The organism is Pacificispira sp., from assembly GCF_965228185.1.
GTDB lineage: Bacteria > Pseudomonadota > Alphaproteobacteria > UBA8366 > Aestuariispiraceae > Pacificispira.
This window is the reverse complement of record NZ_CBDDHE010000006.1, coordinates 510,307-525,164: the sequence shown is the minus strand read 5'-3', so window position 1 is coordinate 525,164 and position 14,858 is coordinate 510,307. Positions and strand designations below refer to the sequence as shown.

The 14,858-nt window shown below is 58.3% G+C and carries 10 protein-coding genes; 4 read left to right on the top strand and 6 right to left on the bottom strand.

Translation table 11 applies throughout. The features are described 5' to 3' along the window. Positions 1–140: 140 nt before the first annotated feature. The gene (locus ACO06O_RS13155; protein WP_421880442.1) at positions 141–857 is read right to left on the bottom strand and encodes a hypothetical protein; all 717 of its coding nucleotides are present in this window, start codon (positions 855–857) and stop codon (positions 141–143) included. A gap of 2 nt (positions 858–859) precedes the next feature. After that, on the bottom strand, positions 860–3,733 hold the full coding sequence (locus ACO06O_RS13150) for an HsdM family class I SAM-dependent methyltransferase (RefSeq protein WP_421880439.1): 2,874 nt from the start codon (positions 3,731–3,733) through the stop codon (positions 860–862). An 874-nt stretch (positions 3,734–4,607) separates the two neighbouring features. Between ACO06O_RS13150 and ACO06O_RS13145 the strand changes: the two genes are divergently transcribed. Genes ACO06O_RS13145 through ACO06O_RS13130 form a run of 4 tightly spaced genes read left to right on the top strand, consistent with a single transcriptional unit; the run spans position 4,608 to position 9,405 of the window. Continuing rightward, positions 4,608–5,936, top strand: coding sequence for a TniQ family protein (locus tag ACO06O_RS13145; RefSeq protein ID WP_421880436.1), 1,329 nt, complete (start codon positions 4,608–4,610; stop codon positions 5,934–5,936). Between the two features lie 3 nt (positions 5,937–5,939). Next, a complete protein-coding gene (locus ACO06O_RS13140; protein WP_421880434.1) occupies positions 5,940–6,593 on the top strand; it encodes a TnsA endonuclease N-terminal domain-containing protein in 654 nt (217 codons plus the stop codon). Next, positions 6,590–8,524, top strand: coding sequence for a Mu transposase C-terminal domain-containing protein (locus tag ACO06O_RS13135; protein WP_421880432.1), 1,935 nt, complete (start codon positions 6,590–6,592; stop codon positions 8,522–8,524). The genes ACO06O_RS13140 and ACO06O_RS13135 overlap by 4 nt, the downstream gene beginning before the upstream one ends. Further along, positions 8,506–9,405: a TniB family NTP-binding protein gene (locus ACO06O_RS13130; RefSeq protein WP_421880430.1), complete on the top strand. Its 900-nt coding sequence runs from the start codon at positions 8,506–8,508 to the stop codon at positions 9,403–9,405. The genes ACO06O_RS13135 and ACO06O_RS13130 overlap by 19 nt, the downstream gene beginning before the upstream one ends. A 946-nt stretch (positions 9,406–10,351) precedes the next feature. On the opposite strand, the gene ACO06O_RS13125 is transcribed toward ACO06O_RS13130, so the two are convergent. The 4 genes from ACO06O_RS13125 to ACO06O_RS13110 all read right to left on the bottom strand — a co-directional run bounded on the left by ACO06O_RS13125 (position 10,352) and on the right by ACO06O_RS13110 (position 14,855). Beyond that, the gene (locus tag ACO06O_RS13125) at positions 10,352–11,056 is read right to left on the bottom strand and encodes a copper resistance protein B (protein WP_421881119.1); all 705 of its coding nucleotides are present in this window, start codon (positions 11,054–11,056) and stop codon (positions 10,352–10,354) included. A gap of 5 nt (positions 11,057–11,061) precedes the next feature. After that, the gene (locus tag ACO06O_RS13120; RefSeq protein WP_421880428.1) at positions 11,062–12,903 is read right to left on the bottom strand and encodes a copper resistance system multicopper oxidase; all 1,842 of its coding nucleotides are present in this window, start codon (positions 12,901–12,903) and stop codon (positions 11,062–11,064) included. A gap of 17 nt (positions 12,904–12,920) precedes the next feature. Further along, positions 12,921–13,466 carry a cupredoxin domain-containing protein gene (locus tag ACO06O_RS13115; protein ID WP_421880426.1) on the bottom strand — a complete coding sequence of 182 codons (546 nt, stop codon included), beginning with the start codon at positions 13,464–13,466 and terminating at the stop codon, positions 12,921–12,923. A gap of 477 nt (positions 13,467–13,943) precedes the next feature. Continuing rightward, on the bottom strand, positions 13,944–14,855 hold the full coding sequence (locus tag ACO06O_RS13110; RefSeq protein WP_421880424.1) for a c-type cytochrome: 912 nt from the start codon (positions 14,853–14,855) through the stop codon (positions 13,944–13,946). Positions 14,856–14,858 lie beyond the last annotated feature (3 nt).

Here is a 14,858-nt window from a genome sequence, read left to right as displayed (position 1 = left end):
CGCCGACGGCCGGTAGCCATAAACGGACGTCCGATCGAACAGACGAATCCACACTCTGTGCCCATTTAGCGGACCTTCGCTCGAATTCATACGAAGGGGCATCCGAATAGAAAATCTACCATCCGGAACGGCGTCATCCATTACATTTCGATCCAAAGATGGTCGATCAGGATTGGATTGAGGCCGGAACTACGTCGATGTATCGACTGCAAGGAAGCAACCCGGCTCGTGCTATCGTGGGTCTCTAAAGTCAGCTTGTCGTCCGTTGACCAACCTTGAATCGTGTTGGCGACCAGTTCATCGATCCATGTGTCGAGCTGCGCGCGCCAAAAGGGGATGTCTCGATCCTGAACGTACGCAATCATGGCAGCTCGCGCATGTGCTGCAGCATGATGACCTGCTTTGAATCGCTGAATCCCGCCAGTTGAACTGAACTGGCTGATAACATACTCCCTTTCGTCCCGGTTCTTGCCTGGAGGGGTCGGCAACCGCTTGCACTCTATAGGCAGGAGAGTCCGATACTCGCTGTATTCGCGTCCGGCCATCCATATACGGGCGCCACTCGGAGCAACAACGAGATCAATCGAACGTCCGGCGCGAATATCGTCGGGCTCCTCGCGACGGAATTGCAGAAAATCCCATCCAGGCGAGAGACGGCTGATACTGTTCAGTCGCGCGCAAAGCTGTGCCGTCAATCCAGTTTCGCCGGTCCGAGTCGGACGTGTCGAATCGTCGCGCCAGCTGGACAAGGCTGCGGCTATAAAGCCAACCAAAGACGAATGCCATTCTCCCGGAAGGTGGATGTCGGCGCTGAGCGCTCCGGCCTGAACCGTGTTTTCGACTTCGTCCGCCAGCACAGCTAGAATCCCTGTGCTCGAAGATCCGCGAGAACGTCATCGGCATCGCGCAACGCGATCGACCGCGTCCAGAACCGGTGGCGATCAGGCTTCAGAAGAAAGACGAACCCCTGATCATATAGTCGCGTAACACGCGTTATCGTCAGACTGGAGCTACGGTACTCCTGCAACAATACATCCAACTTTGCCTGCAACTCACCGGCCCCAGACCAGTCTACGACCCCATCCCCGAAAGCATACGCTCCGCATATGGCGCCGGTCCAATGGGCGCGATCCACAGCGCGTAGCGGCTTGCGTGGGTAGACGGCGCTAATCTGTGCAGTGAAGGTCGCGTCAAATTTAGCGAGTGCATCTTCTGGTGCGACGCGCATCAGTGCTGACCCCGTGCCTCGCCGGATGAACTCGCGTTGATAGTCGACGATATCTTGAGCGACGATGCGCTCATTCTCGCTGAGGTCGAGATCTTCGTTTTCAGGGTACGGAAGCGCCAGGATATCCGCTTGCAGAATGGCCGTGGCGCGCTGCACGAAGAGGCTGGCACTTATTCCCGCGATATAGGCCCTGAGGACGGTTTGCTCTTTCCGCAACCAAGCCTCGATCGCCTGCAACCGGGCAAGGTCATTGTGCTTTGCGGCAAAGCCCATGATACGATGCTTGTAGGTGAGATAGGAGCCTTGCCAGAGCCCGTGATGAAGGTCCTCGTTTTCCTTAATAAGTAGGTACGGAGGTGTGAATCGCTTAGCCGTCTTGGTATCCTTGATCGGCTGATCGGGCACCGTCTGCAAGACGCTAGCATCGATGCCGGCTTCGGACAGCGCCTCCGTCGGCAACAGCGGTTTGCCGATCAAGTGCCCCGCTGGTCGAGAGATGCCCTTCCGCCCGGCGATATAGCCTTCACCGAAGTCCCACTCGTGGCGTGTGGCAATGTCCCGGAGTGTTGGATACTGTCGGAGGTGTCCAATAAGGTCGCGCACCCGGTTGCCGCCGAGGAGGTTTGATCTCCAGACGTCAGAAGACTCTCCGGCCTCGCCATTCCGCACCCAGTGCAGATCGTAGTAGTCGATATCGAAACCTTGCTCGGCGGTAGCGCGCCCACTTCGACGAAACACGGCGTGCAGGATGCGTCCATCGGGAACAGGCTCAACCGCCTCCGCGAGCACGACGACGATTTTTGGGTCAGCCTCGCCCTTTTTGAAAAGACCTCGAACGGAAACGAAGTCCAGAATCTCGCGTACACACCAACGAGTGAAGATACCGGCGCGGAATGGAGCGACATTCTGGTTGTAGAGAAAACCGGCCGGTGCGACTAATGCCAGTATCCCATTTGGAGTGAGAAGGTCCATCGTCTCATGCAAGAAGAGGTATGCAAGCTGCATGTCGGCAAGCAGACCATGGGTCCTGGTGTAGGCCGCATAGCTTCGCTTGGCGCCGTCTGTCGTGAGCGTCGACTCGAAGGGAGGGTTGCCGACCACTGCTGCGACTGGCACCTTCAGTAGCCCTTGTTCCTTGGCTTTGAAGAAGCAGCTGCGGTGCAGAGTCACATTGGCCAGAGGTGGGAAGAGTCCCGCGCTAGCGCGGATTTCCTCCGGCTGAAGGGCGTCGCAGAGGCTGAGGCACAGACTGAACGCGGCAAGTTCAATAGCTCCTTCCTCGACGTCCACTCCGTGGACACGCTGAAGTAGCGGGCGCAAGTCATCGACACCGGGGCGACTCCATCCGTTGTTTAGTCGCCAATGCAGAACTAGCCGTTTGTATGCTTCCACGAGGAAAACGCCCGAACCGCACGCGGGATCGAGGATTACGCCGTCACCGGCCATCATCGTATCCAGACGCTCCCAACTAAGAGTTTCCTCGAGCATCAAGCGAACCAACGCGGGCGGTGTGTAGATTGAACTTGCGACGTCATTCACGAAAAGCTGGTAGATGTTACTGATCAACTCCACCGGCAGGTCACGAAACGAATAGAGCCGCCACAGGCTAAGCTGGCCCGACGCCTCTTCGCGACCCTCGACCAGCCGCGCATATCGTGCGAGCTCTTTGCTCGCAAGCAACGCTGAGCGCTCCTCATCTGTCAGGCGAAACACATGCCCGTTGAAACGCCGCTCCAGAACTTCGAGCAGTTTTACCAATGCGGCGCCATCGCCAAGAACCTCAAAGAAGCGCTTCGCGCCTTTGCGCGCGCGGGCGAAATCCGTTGGCAGGAGGACCAAACGCTCTTCGAGATATGCTATAAGCAATGAAAGAATGAGAAGTCGACGGCGCAGCCGTGGCTCGAGCAGACGACTATCGGTTAGCTGCTTGGCGAGAGCGCGCACTTCATCAACGAGCGTACGGTGCGCAGATTTCTGCGCCGAGAGCATAAGGCCACATGCAACCGGATCATCCCAAATTGTGCCATTCCGAAGCCGCGCTGCATTCCACCATGCATCCTCGGCAGCGATTTCCGCTCCGAGGATTAGGCTTCGGATAGGCCGGCAAACGGGTACATTATCAGGACCGACAAAATCCGGTTCGTGCGCGCAGCGGAATAGCTGGATGCGGCCAGCGGAGGCACGATAGACAAGCGGCACGCCGCCCCAACTCCAAAGCCGCTTGTGCAGTTTGGCAAACTCTCCGTCATCAGCCCCTACACTTGCGTCGAACACAAAGGCTTGCGCTACCGGAGCGCGCCCATGCCGAGCGGCCTCGAAAAACACGGCACTCGCCCCATAGTCGCGTGCCTTCTCCATGACTGAAACTTCCTCAGGCGGGCGACCTGACGGTTCATAAGCATCTACCGCCAGCAAGCCATCGACGTCGGGGCAACCACGACCTTCGCCAATGGCAAACAGCCAATCAGCCTCAGATCCAGGACTTGCTAATACGTCCAGTGTCATAGGTGCCACCCAAGCGGCGTGTGTGGACAAAGAGCGCGGACACGCAACTCAAGTCGAACCTTCATTTCTGCCGCTTATTCTTTGAGAGGACGAAGCCCTCTTTGAGGAGATGGGTCATACTGATCCCCTCCGACACCGCGAAACCTTTGAACTCTTTCTTAAATTCGGGGCTGACCTTGAAGTTGAGCGATTCTTTTTCGCTTTCTAGTGGACTGCTTCCGCTACTGTCCTCGTTGCGCCTGCCAGCCATAGTTATCCCTTCTTGGCGCGGTAAACACCGACGCAGTCAATTGATCCCCTACGCCAGGATACCGATTTCTGCTTTTCTTGCAATCCAGAAAGCCAGAAATCTGGATCGGAACGCTCACCTATGCATAGCCCGTCGTCGACGATCCGTGCTCGCGAAACCCCACCGAATGACGAAACAGCTTGGGCGCTCATATGGACGTTGCCACCATTCGGCATCTCGTACATCCCGGCTGGGCAGAGCAATGACCGCCTTTGGATGTGATTGAGATGTCCTCGAAGACCGCCATTCGGCGCAAAGCAGTCATTCGGCAGGCTTAATCGGAACGTCTGAACCGGGTCACGAACGGCCGTTCCGGGACGCGCGGTTAGTTGTCAGGTCACGAACTGTAAGCGGACAGGACGCGGATCGACAGGTGCTCCACGATCGAACTCTAGGCGACCGTGCGTCCAGCACTATGCGTCTGCAATTCCAAGGATGCCTGCCAGAAATCCGGCGTTATCTGTTATTCCACAGCCCTAATCAAATCTGCGCGCGTTTTCCTGGGTTAATAGCATCCTTGGTGCCGTAGCCAGCCGTTCGCTTCTGCTCTAGCATTTCATACCGCTTCATTCCGGGACATGAGAAATGCACACGACTGGACCCTGGCCGCGGCGCCCTGCGCCGTTCGGGGATGAGTCTTTTTTGTCTTGGTTCACGCGCGTGGCGCTCGCGAATTGCGTCACGGCATCGGAGCTGTATCGTCTCGCGCTGCCGGGCGGACATATGTACTTCGCCGACTTGGATCGGCACTACTCTCCTCAGCTCTTGGCGGGCCTGGAGGAAGGCACCAAGGTTCCCTCGGTCGACATTCTATCGATGACCTTCCATCGGTGGATTGGAACCCTGATTGGCGACGACGATGGCCGGGGCGCGTTGAATTGGCTGCCGCCCGTTGGGAACCGCCGACGGATTAGATCGTACGGACAGCAGGTATGTCCACAGTGTCTCGCGGAAGATGAGGTGCCGTATCTGCGGGCCGCATGGCGGACCGCGTTCAACACAGTTTGTCCCGCGCATGGGTGCCTGCTGAGCGACCGATGTTCAGACTGCGGCGCCGTGATCTATCCCCCGAATCTCGGAGGACCAGAAAAGCGGATTTCGATGTGCTGGAATTGTGGTTTCGATCTTCGACGCGCGGCGGCCGATGCCCCAACCGTTCTGTCGATCGATTCGAACAATCAGACGCTCGCTATTGCCCTGGAGTACGGATGGACCGAGCTACGCCCTGGAGAACCCATCCACGCCTTGCTCTACTTTCGGCTTCTGTGGCTCGTCTACCGGCTCTTGGCGTCTGGCCGCCGCGCTTACCCCCTTCGAGACCATGTCTGCGAGGCCCATGGCCTAAACATCCAGGGCCGCGCAATCCCAGCCCTCCGCGAAACGGACAAGCTCAACCCGAGACAGCGTCATGCCCTGATGCGAATGACGCTGGCGCTGCTCGAGGATTGGCCTCGCCGCTTCGTCACAGCCTGCGAGGAACTTGGCATCCGAAGTCGCCATATCTTTAAGGACCGGCGAGACGAGCCGTTCGCAATCGTCGAACCAGTCGACGCCATTCCTTACGGCACTCCCGCCAAGGCGAACCGGCTGCATTTGGAGGAGATTAAGAAGCACCTGGCCGGTCGGAACGTGCAACCGACACAGCGTGCGATACGGGCTCTGTCCGGACGAAAACCCAGGTTGCTGCCTCATGTCGCTGAACCGGCACTCGAACACGTCCCCTATGGCCAAAGCCGGTACTGGAAACTCGACGGGGTTTCTCCTCGGGTACGACGTCTGGCCAAGGAAGCGGCCAAGCGGGAAGGCGAGAAAATCGCGGCGTGGGTCGAGAAAACCATCATGGAAGCAATTGCTGGTGACGAAGATCGAATCGCTACATCCATAAAGTGCAATCCCGAGAAGATTAAGAGCTGACTTATGCCAGTCCGCAAAATCCCGCCGAAGCAAATCAGCCTTTCCGGAATCCATGCCGGAACGGGTGGGCGCGGGACGGCGTTCGAGTCCTCTTTAGAGCGCGATTTCATCACGCTGATGGTGTTCGACGAGGGGTTCATCGATATCGAGGAGCAGCCCGTTGAGATCCCGGTTCCAGGAAAGACTGGCCGGGCCGCCACCTATGTTCCGGACTTCCTGGTGCATCGGCGCAATCGTCCAACGACTCTGGTGGAGGTAAAGCCCGCCGAGGTCCTTGAGACGGAAGCTGAGAAGTTCACCGACCGATTCGAAGCGGCCCGCCGCTACGCGAACGACCGCGATTGGGAGTTCTCGATCTGGACCGAGGACGACATCCGCGTCCCCCGCCTCGAGAACGGCAAGTTCCTGCTGCCCTTCCGCGATCAGGATATCGATCCGTCGATTGCTCGCGGTGTTGAGGCCCGTCTGTCCGAGAACCCGGATGGGGAGAGCGTCGAGCGGCTGTCGCGATGTAACGGGACCTCCTTCACGCTCGTTGGAAGCACGATCCATACGATTTGGTGCCTTCTCGCGACCGGTATCCTGAAAGCCGACCTGAACGAGGAACTGTCGATGGGCTCGACCGTCTGGCTGCCGAGGATCGGAGTCCCCGTATGAGCACCCTGAAGCGGTTCACGCTCGGAACGAAAGCGATCTACCTTAACCGACCATGCGAGATCGTCAGGGTTATCGGCGTGGCGGAAGTCTTGGTACTGCTAAAGGACACGGGCGAGACCAAATCCGTCTTGGTTTCCGATCTCAAGGATCCCGCGAGCGAAGCGCGGCCCGCCCGGGCGCCTCACCCGGACTCTCTGTCCCCTAAGAAAATGGCCGTCGCGGAGAAGCGGTATGAGATCATTCGTCCGCTGTTGACCGGCCCAGTGAGCAAAGCGCAGGTCGCAGAACGCGCCAAAGAGTGCGGCACGTCCACTAGATCGATTTATCGATGGATCTCTGATTATCGAGCGGTTGAAGCCCAATCGGCGCTTGCTCCAAAGCATGAGAAAACCCGAAAGAAGCGACTGAGCGACGAGATCGAAGAGATCATCCGTATCGCAATCGAAGAACACTATCTCGAGTCGCAGCGCCTTTCCCAAGGGAAGGTCGTGGCGGCCGTCCAACGCAAGTGCCGGTTGGCTGGCCTCAAGCCACCGAACCATAAGACGATTCGCCGCCGTATTAAGGATGTTCCCAGCAAGAAAGCCGTCCGGGCTCGGCGTGGAAAGAGCGCGGAGCGCGATCGGTTTGAACCAACGCCTAGTGAGTTCCCAGGCGCGTCCTATCCCCTGGCTGTCGTCCAGATCGACCATCACTATCTAGACATTGAGCTGGTTGACGACGTTACCCGGAACCCGATCGGAAGAGCCTGGCTGACCCTCGCGATCGATGTCTATAGCCGAATGGTCGTCGGATATTACCTTTCGTTGGAGGCGCCAAGCGCGAACTCGGTCGGGCTCTGCATGCAAAACGCAATTCTTCCCAAGGACCATGAACTCGCGGATCTGGGTATCTCCAACCGTTGGGACGTGTGGGGACGGATGGCGACACTCCACGCGGACAACGGAACCGACTTCCGATGCAAATCTGTAACGGACTCCTGTGTCGAGCACGGCATATCCATCGAATGGCGTCCAGTGGGAAAACCAAATTGGGGAGGTCGTATCGAGCGATTGTTTGGAACTATCGCGAAGGAATTCCACGCATTGCCGGGCACCACGTTCTCGAACATTCGGGATCGAGAAGGATATGACTCGGCCGCGAAATCCGCGTTGACGCTGAAGGAAGCTCAAAAGTGGCTGCTGCTATGGATAACCGGTGTTTACCACGAACGGGTCCATTCCCAACTCGGCATGTCTCCGCGCGCGATGTGGGAGCGGGGCATCCTTGGGGACGGGAAGAAACAACGCGGGATCGGTATCCCACCAAAGCACCAGGATCCGGAGCGACTGCGGCTGGACTTTCTGCCCTGCGAGGAGCGCACGGTACAGCGAAGCGGCATAACGATAGACCACGTCAACTACTACAGCGATGAGATACGTGTATGGATCGGTGAGAAGCTTGGCGGCCTAACCCCGAAGTTCAAGGTGCGCCGCGACCCTTTCGACATCAGCAAGGTCTTCTTCCTGGACCCAACACGGGGCGATTACATCGAAGTTCCCTACGCCGATATCAGACTGCCGAGCATCACGATATGGGAACTCAAGGCGGGTATTCGGGAACTGAAACGACGCGGTGCAACCGAAGTCAACGAGGCACTTATCTTCCGAACGTTGGAGGAAATGGAAGCGCTCGCAGATAAGGCAAAGTCCGATACGCGGAAGGCGCGGCGGTCCAAGCAACGAAAGTCGATGGCCGAGCAACACCGAGACAAGAACAGCAAACGAGAACGGCCGCCCGTCGAACCAAAGAACCGACCGGCGCCGGCACCGAAGGATCTCCATGTCGTTGTTGACAACGATGCACCGACCCCCGCCGACGAAGACGCTGGTGAGGAGTTTTATGAATTCACCGACGAGGAATTGGATTCCGGATGGCACAAGTTGAACTAGCCACGCCCGCTGACGGGACAACATCCAAGAGCGAGCGCATAAAGGCCATCCAGGAGCAAACCTGGATAGACTACGAAGCGGGAGAAACGATCCTTTCCCGCCTGCAATGGATGTTTGAGCACCCACTGACCTTTAGACCGCCCTGCGCCCTGATCGTAGGCGAATCGAACTCCGGCAAGACGAGGCTGGCCCGGGAGTTCCAGCGGTGTCATCGGCCACCGGAATCGGAGGCCGACGAAACGGAAGAAACATACCCCGTTGTCTTCGTGGAAACGCCACCAGGCCCCTACGTGCCAGATTTCTACGGCGGCCTTCTTCGAGCGGTGAATGCCGCTTTCCAACCGACCTGGAGCCGGCAGCGGAAGGAAACCCAAATTTTAGACCTCTTCCCACGGGTCGGCGTCCGCATGATCATCGTTGACGAGATCCACAACATCCTGCCCGGCAGTCGTGATCAGCGTACGATCTTCTTGAATTCGCTGAAGTTCCTAACGAACAGCCTGCGCATTCCGATTGTCGCGATCGGTACGAAATCGGCCGTCACCGCATTCCAAACAGACCAACAGTTCGGTAACCGCTTCGAACCGCTGCAGGTACCGAATTGGGAGCCTAACCAAGACTACGCCCGTTTCATCTTCAGATACGTTCGAGCGGCCGGCTTCGAAATGGAGAAGGCGTTCACGGCGAAACGAGTTACTGATGATATCCATGCGAAAACGAAGGGGCTGACGGGCGAGACGGTAAAGCTCCTACGCGGCGCTATGTATGCGTCGGCGCGCATGGGTGTTGAGAAGCTTCATCCTTCGATTCTCGAAGGGCTGAACTTTGTATCAGTTCGGCAAAGACGAAAGAAGGCATCTAGCCAGGCTGAGATGCTATGAGCCGGTTCTTTGGAAGCCTGATACCAATCGTTGGGCAGTCGCTATCGAAGGCTCATGCATCAACACGCCTAGGCCCTGTTTCGTGTTATCGAGGAATCGTTGATCGGCGCTAGCGGTACCGAACAAGGAGCTCCTAACAAAGGGCACCGACGAAAGACATGATATACCTCCCGCCCGACCAGAAGGTCGAGGAACTGGGTAGATACGTAGACACGCGAGCGACCATCTTGAGACGCCTAAACATCCCTGAATCGCCCCCGCTTCAACGCATCACAGTGAAACAGGTGAACGAACGAATGCGGCGGTTTATGGCGAGGCTGATTGCGCGCGCCAGCCGCTCCGATCCGTCGATCTTCGAAACGGCAAGGGAGGAGATCGCCGAACGAATTTCCGATCTTGAAAAAGAACACGAACCTGTCCGAGTTGTGGACTTAGCCTGGTCGGAAGTCCTATCTTGGACAGACGAAGAGATTCGCCGAGAGATCATAAGGGTCAGCCGGTTTCACGACCGATTGAGAACAGATTCCCCGGTCCCAGCTCCAGAACTCGATACTGAAACGCGCCGAAAAAATTGGCGCAAATGCCGGCGCGGCTTGCGAATTGATTGATGGTTCTCCCGAAACTGATTTCGGCGATTGCGAGGGAACAGCGATGAGAAGATCTCGTCCGGCAAGAAATCAGGTCAGCGCGGCCGCAGTATGTCTGTAAATCGCTAAAACAATGGTAGCTATCGGTTCTCAGAAACGCTGTCCATTGCGCTTACGTGATATCAATCACTTAGAGAAATCCGTCTCACTTGGAATCTCCGCAATTCTCATAAACTCTGTCTTTTTCGAACAGGCATAACGACAGGCGAGAACAAAACACGATCTCACCACGTTGTGACGTTGCCGCCGATTTGAGGTGCGAGATTCCCCCGGCGACGGATATCGCCGGGGGAATGACCTCAGAACAGGACGCGGACACCGACAACACCGAAAATGGCGTCATCGTCCTTTCCTTCGGACGTGGCGATATCCGCCGTTTCGCCGAAGACGCGTTCGTAGTGAACACCGACGTAAGGCGACAGAAGGCGGTCGACCACGTCGTAGCTAAGACGGGCGCCGAGTTCGAGCTTCGGCCCGAAGGCGCCGACCTCCCTGTCGGTATCGTCGTTGAGCGGTACGTCGAGTTCCACGCTCGGAGTCAGGGTTACCTGATTGGTGATCAGCCCCTCATACTCGACCTCGAACCGGGCCGCCGGGTGTTCGGCGAGGAACAGGTCCGCATCGAACTCGAACCATTGCTTCGCCAGACCGTGCAGACCTAGGACGCCGTACACGCGGTCCTGACCCTTCGGCGTGTCGATCCGAACTCCGGCGACGGCGTCGAAGAAGTCCGTCACAGGCACCTGGATGCGCGCTTGGTTTTCCAACGATTCGAATATTTCCGCGTTGGTTTCGTACTCCGCTTCGGAACGCCAGACGAATTTGAGCTCGTCCGTGCCGACCAGGGCGTCGAAGTCCCAGGCGAGAACGTTGTCTGGTCCCTCGCCGAGCCGATACTCCAACTGTTCGGCCTGGATGCCCCAGAACACCGTTTCGGCGGACGCACTCGAGACGTGGAGGGCGGAGGCGCCAATAAGCGCCGCCGAGAGAATCAACTTTTTCATGCCGATCACCCTCCGACACTGGTGTCGAGCGACGCGGCTTCTTCGGTGGGGCCGCCTTCGACGATCACCTTCCGGAACATGCCGCTATCCGCGTGATAGGAAAGATGGCAGTGGAACGCCCACTCACCAGGCGCATCGACTTCCGTCTCCATATAGACGGTCGTCCCTGGGGCGACGCTGACGACGTGTTTGATCGGGTCCCATTTGCCCTGTCCGTTGTCGAGGATCGACCACATGCCGTGCAGATGCATCGGATGGGTCATCATGGTCTCATTGACGAACTTAAAGCGAACCCGTTCCCCGTACTGCAGCCGGATCGGATCGGCGTCGCTATACTTCACGCCGTTGATCGACCACATGTAGCGTTCCATGTTGCCGGTCAGCCGAAGCTCGATCTCCCGCGTCGCCTCGCGATCCTCGTAGAGCGGCGACTGGGCTTTCAGATCCGCATAAGACAGGAACTTGCCGCCATCGGCCGCGACCGGCGCGAGACCACTTCCAGGCGCGTAATACGGATCGGCTGATGCCATCGCGCCGTGCCCCGAATGGTCTATCCCACCATGGCCTTCATGGCTGGCGCCGTCCATGACGGTGCCGTCGGCCATCGTATGGGTGGAGCCGCCATGGCTGTCATGGCTCATACCCTGCATGACCGTGCCGTCCGCCATGGTATGGCTCATATCGGACATGCCGCCATGGTCCATACCGGACATGCTGCCGTGGTCCATACCAGACATGTTGCCGTGATCCATGCCAGCCATGTCACCATGACCCGCGTGCTCTCCATGCGCCATGCCCATATCGGCCATGGTCAGCAGGGACGGTTCCCGCAGTTCCGGCACCTCGGCTTCCATCCCGTCTCGCGGCGCCAGGGTGGCGCGGGCATAGCCCGTCCGGCCCATGCTTTCGGCGAAGATGGTATATGCCTTATCGTCCCGGGGACGGACAATGACGTCGTAGGTCTCCGCCACGGCGATGCGAAACTCGTCGACCTTGACCGGCTGAACGTTGTTTCCGTCAGCCTGGACGACGACCATTTCGAGACCGGGGATCCGGATATCGAAATAGGTCATGGCCGAGGAGTTAATGAAGCGAAGCCGCACTCGCTCGCCCGGCTCGAACAAGCCGGTCCAATTCTGCTCGGCACTCTTGCCGTTAATCAACGCGGTGAAGCCCTGCAGATCCTCAATGTCGGTCGGCATCATTCTCATATCGCCCCAGGCTTCACGATCCGCCATCGCAGCGTCGAAACCTTTCTCCTCGGCGTCCCGAAGGAAATCGAGGAAGGTACGCTGTTGCCGATTGTAGTAGTCCGGCATCAATTTCAGGTTTCGCATGATCCGGTCGCCGCTATGCGGATGCGCGTCGGTCAGTTGGATCACGTATTCCCGATCGTATCGGAAAGGCTCGCGGCCCTTCGGTTCGATAACGATCGCTCCGTAGGCGCCGTCTGGTTCCTGAAAACCGGTATGGCTATGGAACCAGTAGGTCCCGGACTGAACGATCGGAAAGCGATAGGTGAAGGTCTCGCCTGGCGCGATGCCGTCGTAACTGATCCCAGGCACCCCATCCTGCTGAAAGGGCAGAATCAGCCCGTGCCAATGGATCGAGGTCGGTTCGGACAGGTTGTTCGTCACATTGATGACAACGTCCTCGCCTTCCTTGAACCGCAGGACCGGACCGGGGGACGCCCCGTTGTAGCCGATCCCGGTCCTGGTGAAGGCCCCGGTGTCGATCGTCACCTCGTCGACGGTGAGATTGTACGTTTCCGCCCAGGCGGCACTGGCCGACGCGACCGCTATGGCAAGCCCGAACGCCGAGGCGCGGGCTAGGTTCGTAAATGTCATGTCTCTTGCCCCCAAGCTCAATGCGTCAGCTTGATGCTGCCAGCCATGCCCAATGCGTAGTGACCGGGCATGCTGCAGCCGAATTCCAGATCGGCATGCTGCGGGAAGGTCCAGACGAGTTCGGCGGTTTGACCGGGTTCAAGCAAAACGGCATAGGGCCGTTCGGTCATGCCATGCCCCATGGATTTCTTCATCGCTTCCGCGGCTTCCATATCGACGCTGTCAGATTTGATGACCCCATGATCGACCATCATCTGCATCTCCGACTCGTGCGCCTCATGCATCTCGCCGGTCGCGATCGCGAATTCATGCACGGTCGAGCCGTTGTTCGTGATCACGAAACGAACGGTTTCGCCCTCTTTTACCTCGATCTCTTCGGGTTCGTAGTAGTTGTCGTAGATCTGGATTTCCACCGTCGTGGTGGCGTCGGCGGCCATGCCGGGAGAGCCATTCTCACCCATCATGTCACCGTGACCGTGGCCGCCGGAGGCCAGAGCAGCGGCGGGAGCGAGGGCGAGGGCAAACGCGGCCGCGGCGATGCGGCTGTTCATCGAAATAGACATTCGGATTTCCTTCTTTGATCGATCATTAAACGTCCGGCCAAGATCGGCGGACGCGAAGCAGTTCTGAGATGATCAAATAAGGAAAATAGGAGGCGGGTCTTCCGGTGGATGCGATCGACCGTCTCTAACATCTTTCCGAGCGTGCCAATCAGCGACGCCATTGGAAAACACTGAAACCGGAACGGAGGCAGGCTCGAAATACGCGATACCGCAATGGCTGACAGCCATAGGGCACCCTGCCATATCCATTCGATCGCACGGTTCACTATCGGACGACGGATCGGCCATCTGAGCATGCATCGAGCCGACCGAATGCTCAGACATGGTCTCGGCGCCCAAGGGGCCAATGCCCAGCGACGCGAGAAACATTCCGAGTATCATGGTCAATGTCACAAGCTTCATGGCAGTGAAGATAGTCACTTGTTTTCTCCCGTCAATCCGGATCGGACGACTGGCTCAACGCGGCTTGAAGCCGTGTCAGTTTCTTGCCGTATCGAGGTCTTTGGGTTCTCCCAGCAGATAAACAGCCATCGCTTCCAGGTCAGACTGGCTCAGGAACCGCGTTCCATATGCGACCACTTCCCCCATACTGCCGCCGAAGGCGTCGCCCGACGGGGTAACTCCAGTGCGCAGCGCATAAGCCAGCTTCGAGACGGTCCACCCTTCCGTCACTAGGTCGGACGCCAATATCGACGGCGCCTTATTGTTGTCCGGCAATTCGTCGTTACCGGCGAAAGCACTGGTGCTGACGCGTGCGCCGGCAAAGTTCCTCGGCGTGTGGCAGGCTCCGCAATGCGCGGCCCCTTCGACCAGCCATCGCCCACGATTCCACCGATCGGTTTTTCCCTCGACGGGTTCCGTACTGGGGTCCGTCAGAAAGGCCGCCCGCCAGGCTTTCATGCCCCAGCGTTGGCTGAAGGGAAATGAAACGGCGTGGTCGGGCGCGCTTTCGGGCACCGGCGGCACGGTTTGAAAGGCCGCCCAGAGGTCGGCGATATCCTGATCGGAAAAGTCGGAATAGAAGGGATATGGGAAGGTCGGAAAGTATGGCTGACCGTCCCTGTCGATCCCCTGGCGCACCGCCTTCGCGAAATCGTCCACCGTCCAGGCGCCGATCCCATGATCGAGATCCGTCGTTATGTTGGGCGGATAATAGTCCCCGAAGGCCGTCTTCAAAGGCGCTCCGCCGGCAAGCGGCGCACCGCCACCGGCGAAGTCGGTGTGACAGGCGATACAGCCGCTGGCCCGCGCCAGATATGCACCGCGCTCCACGTCACCAGAGAGCTCAATCTCCTCCGTCGCGAAACCGATCGGCCAAACGACAAGGGTGCCGACGGCCACAGCGCCAAGCGCTGCAGCCGCCAGCCCAACCAGAATGGGCTTCTTCATGGA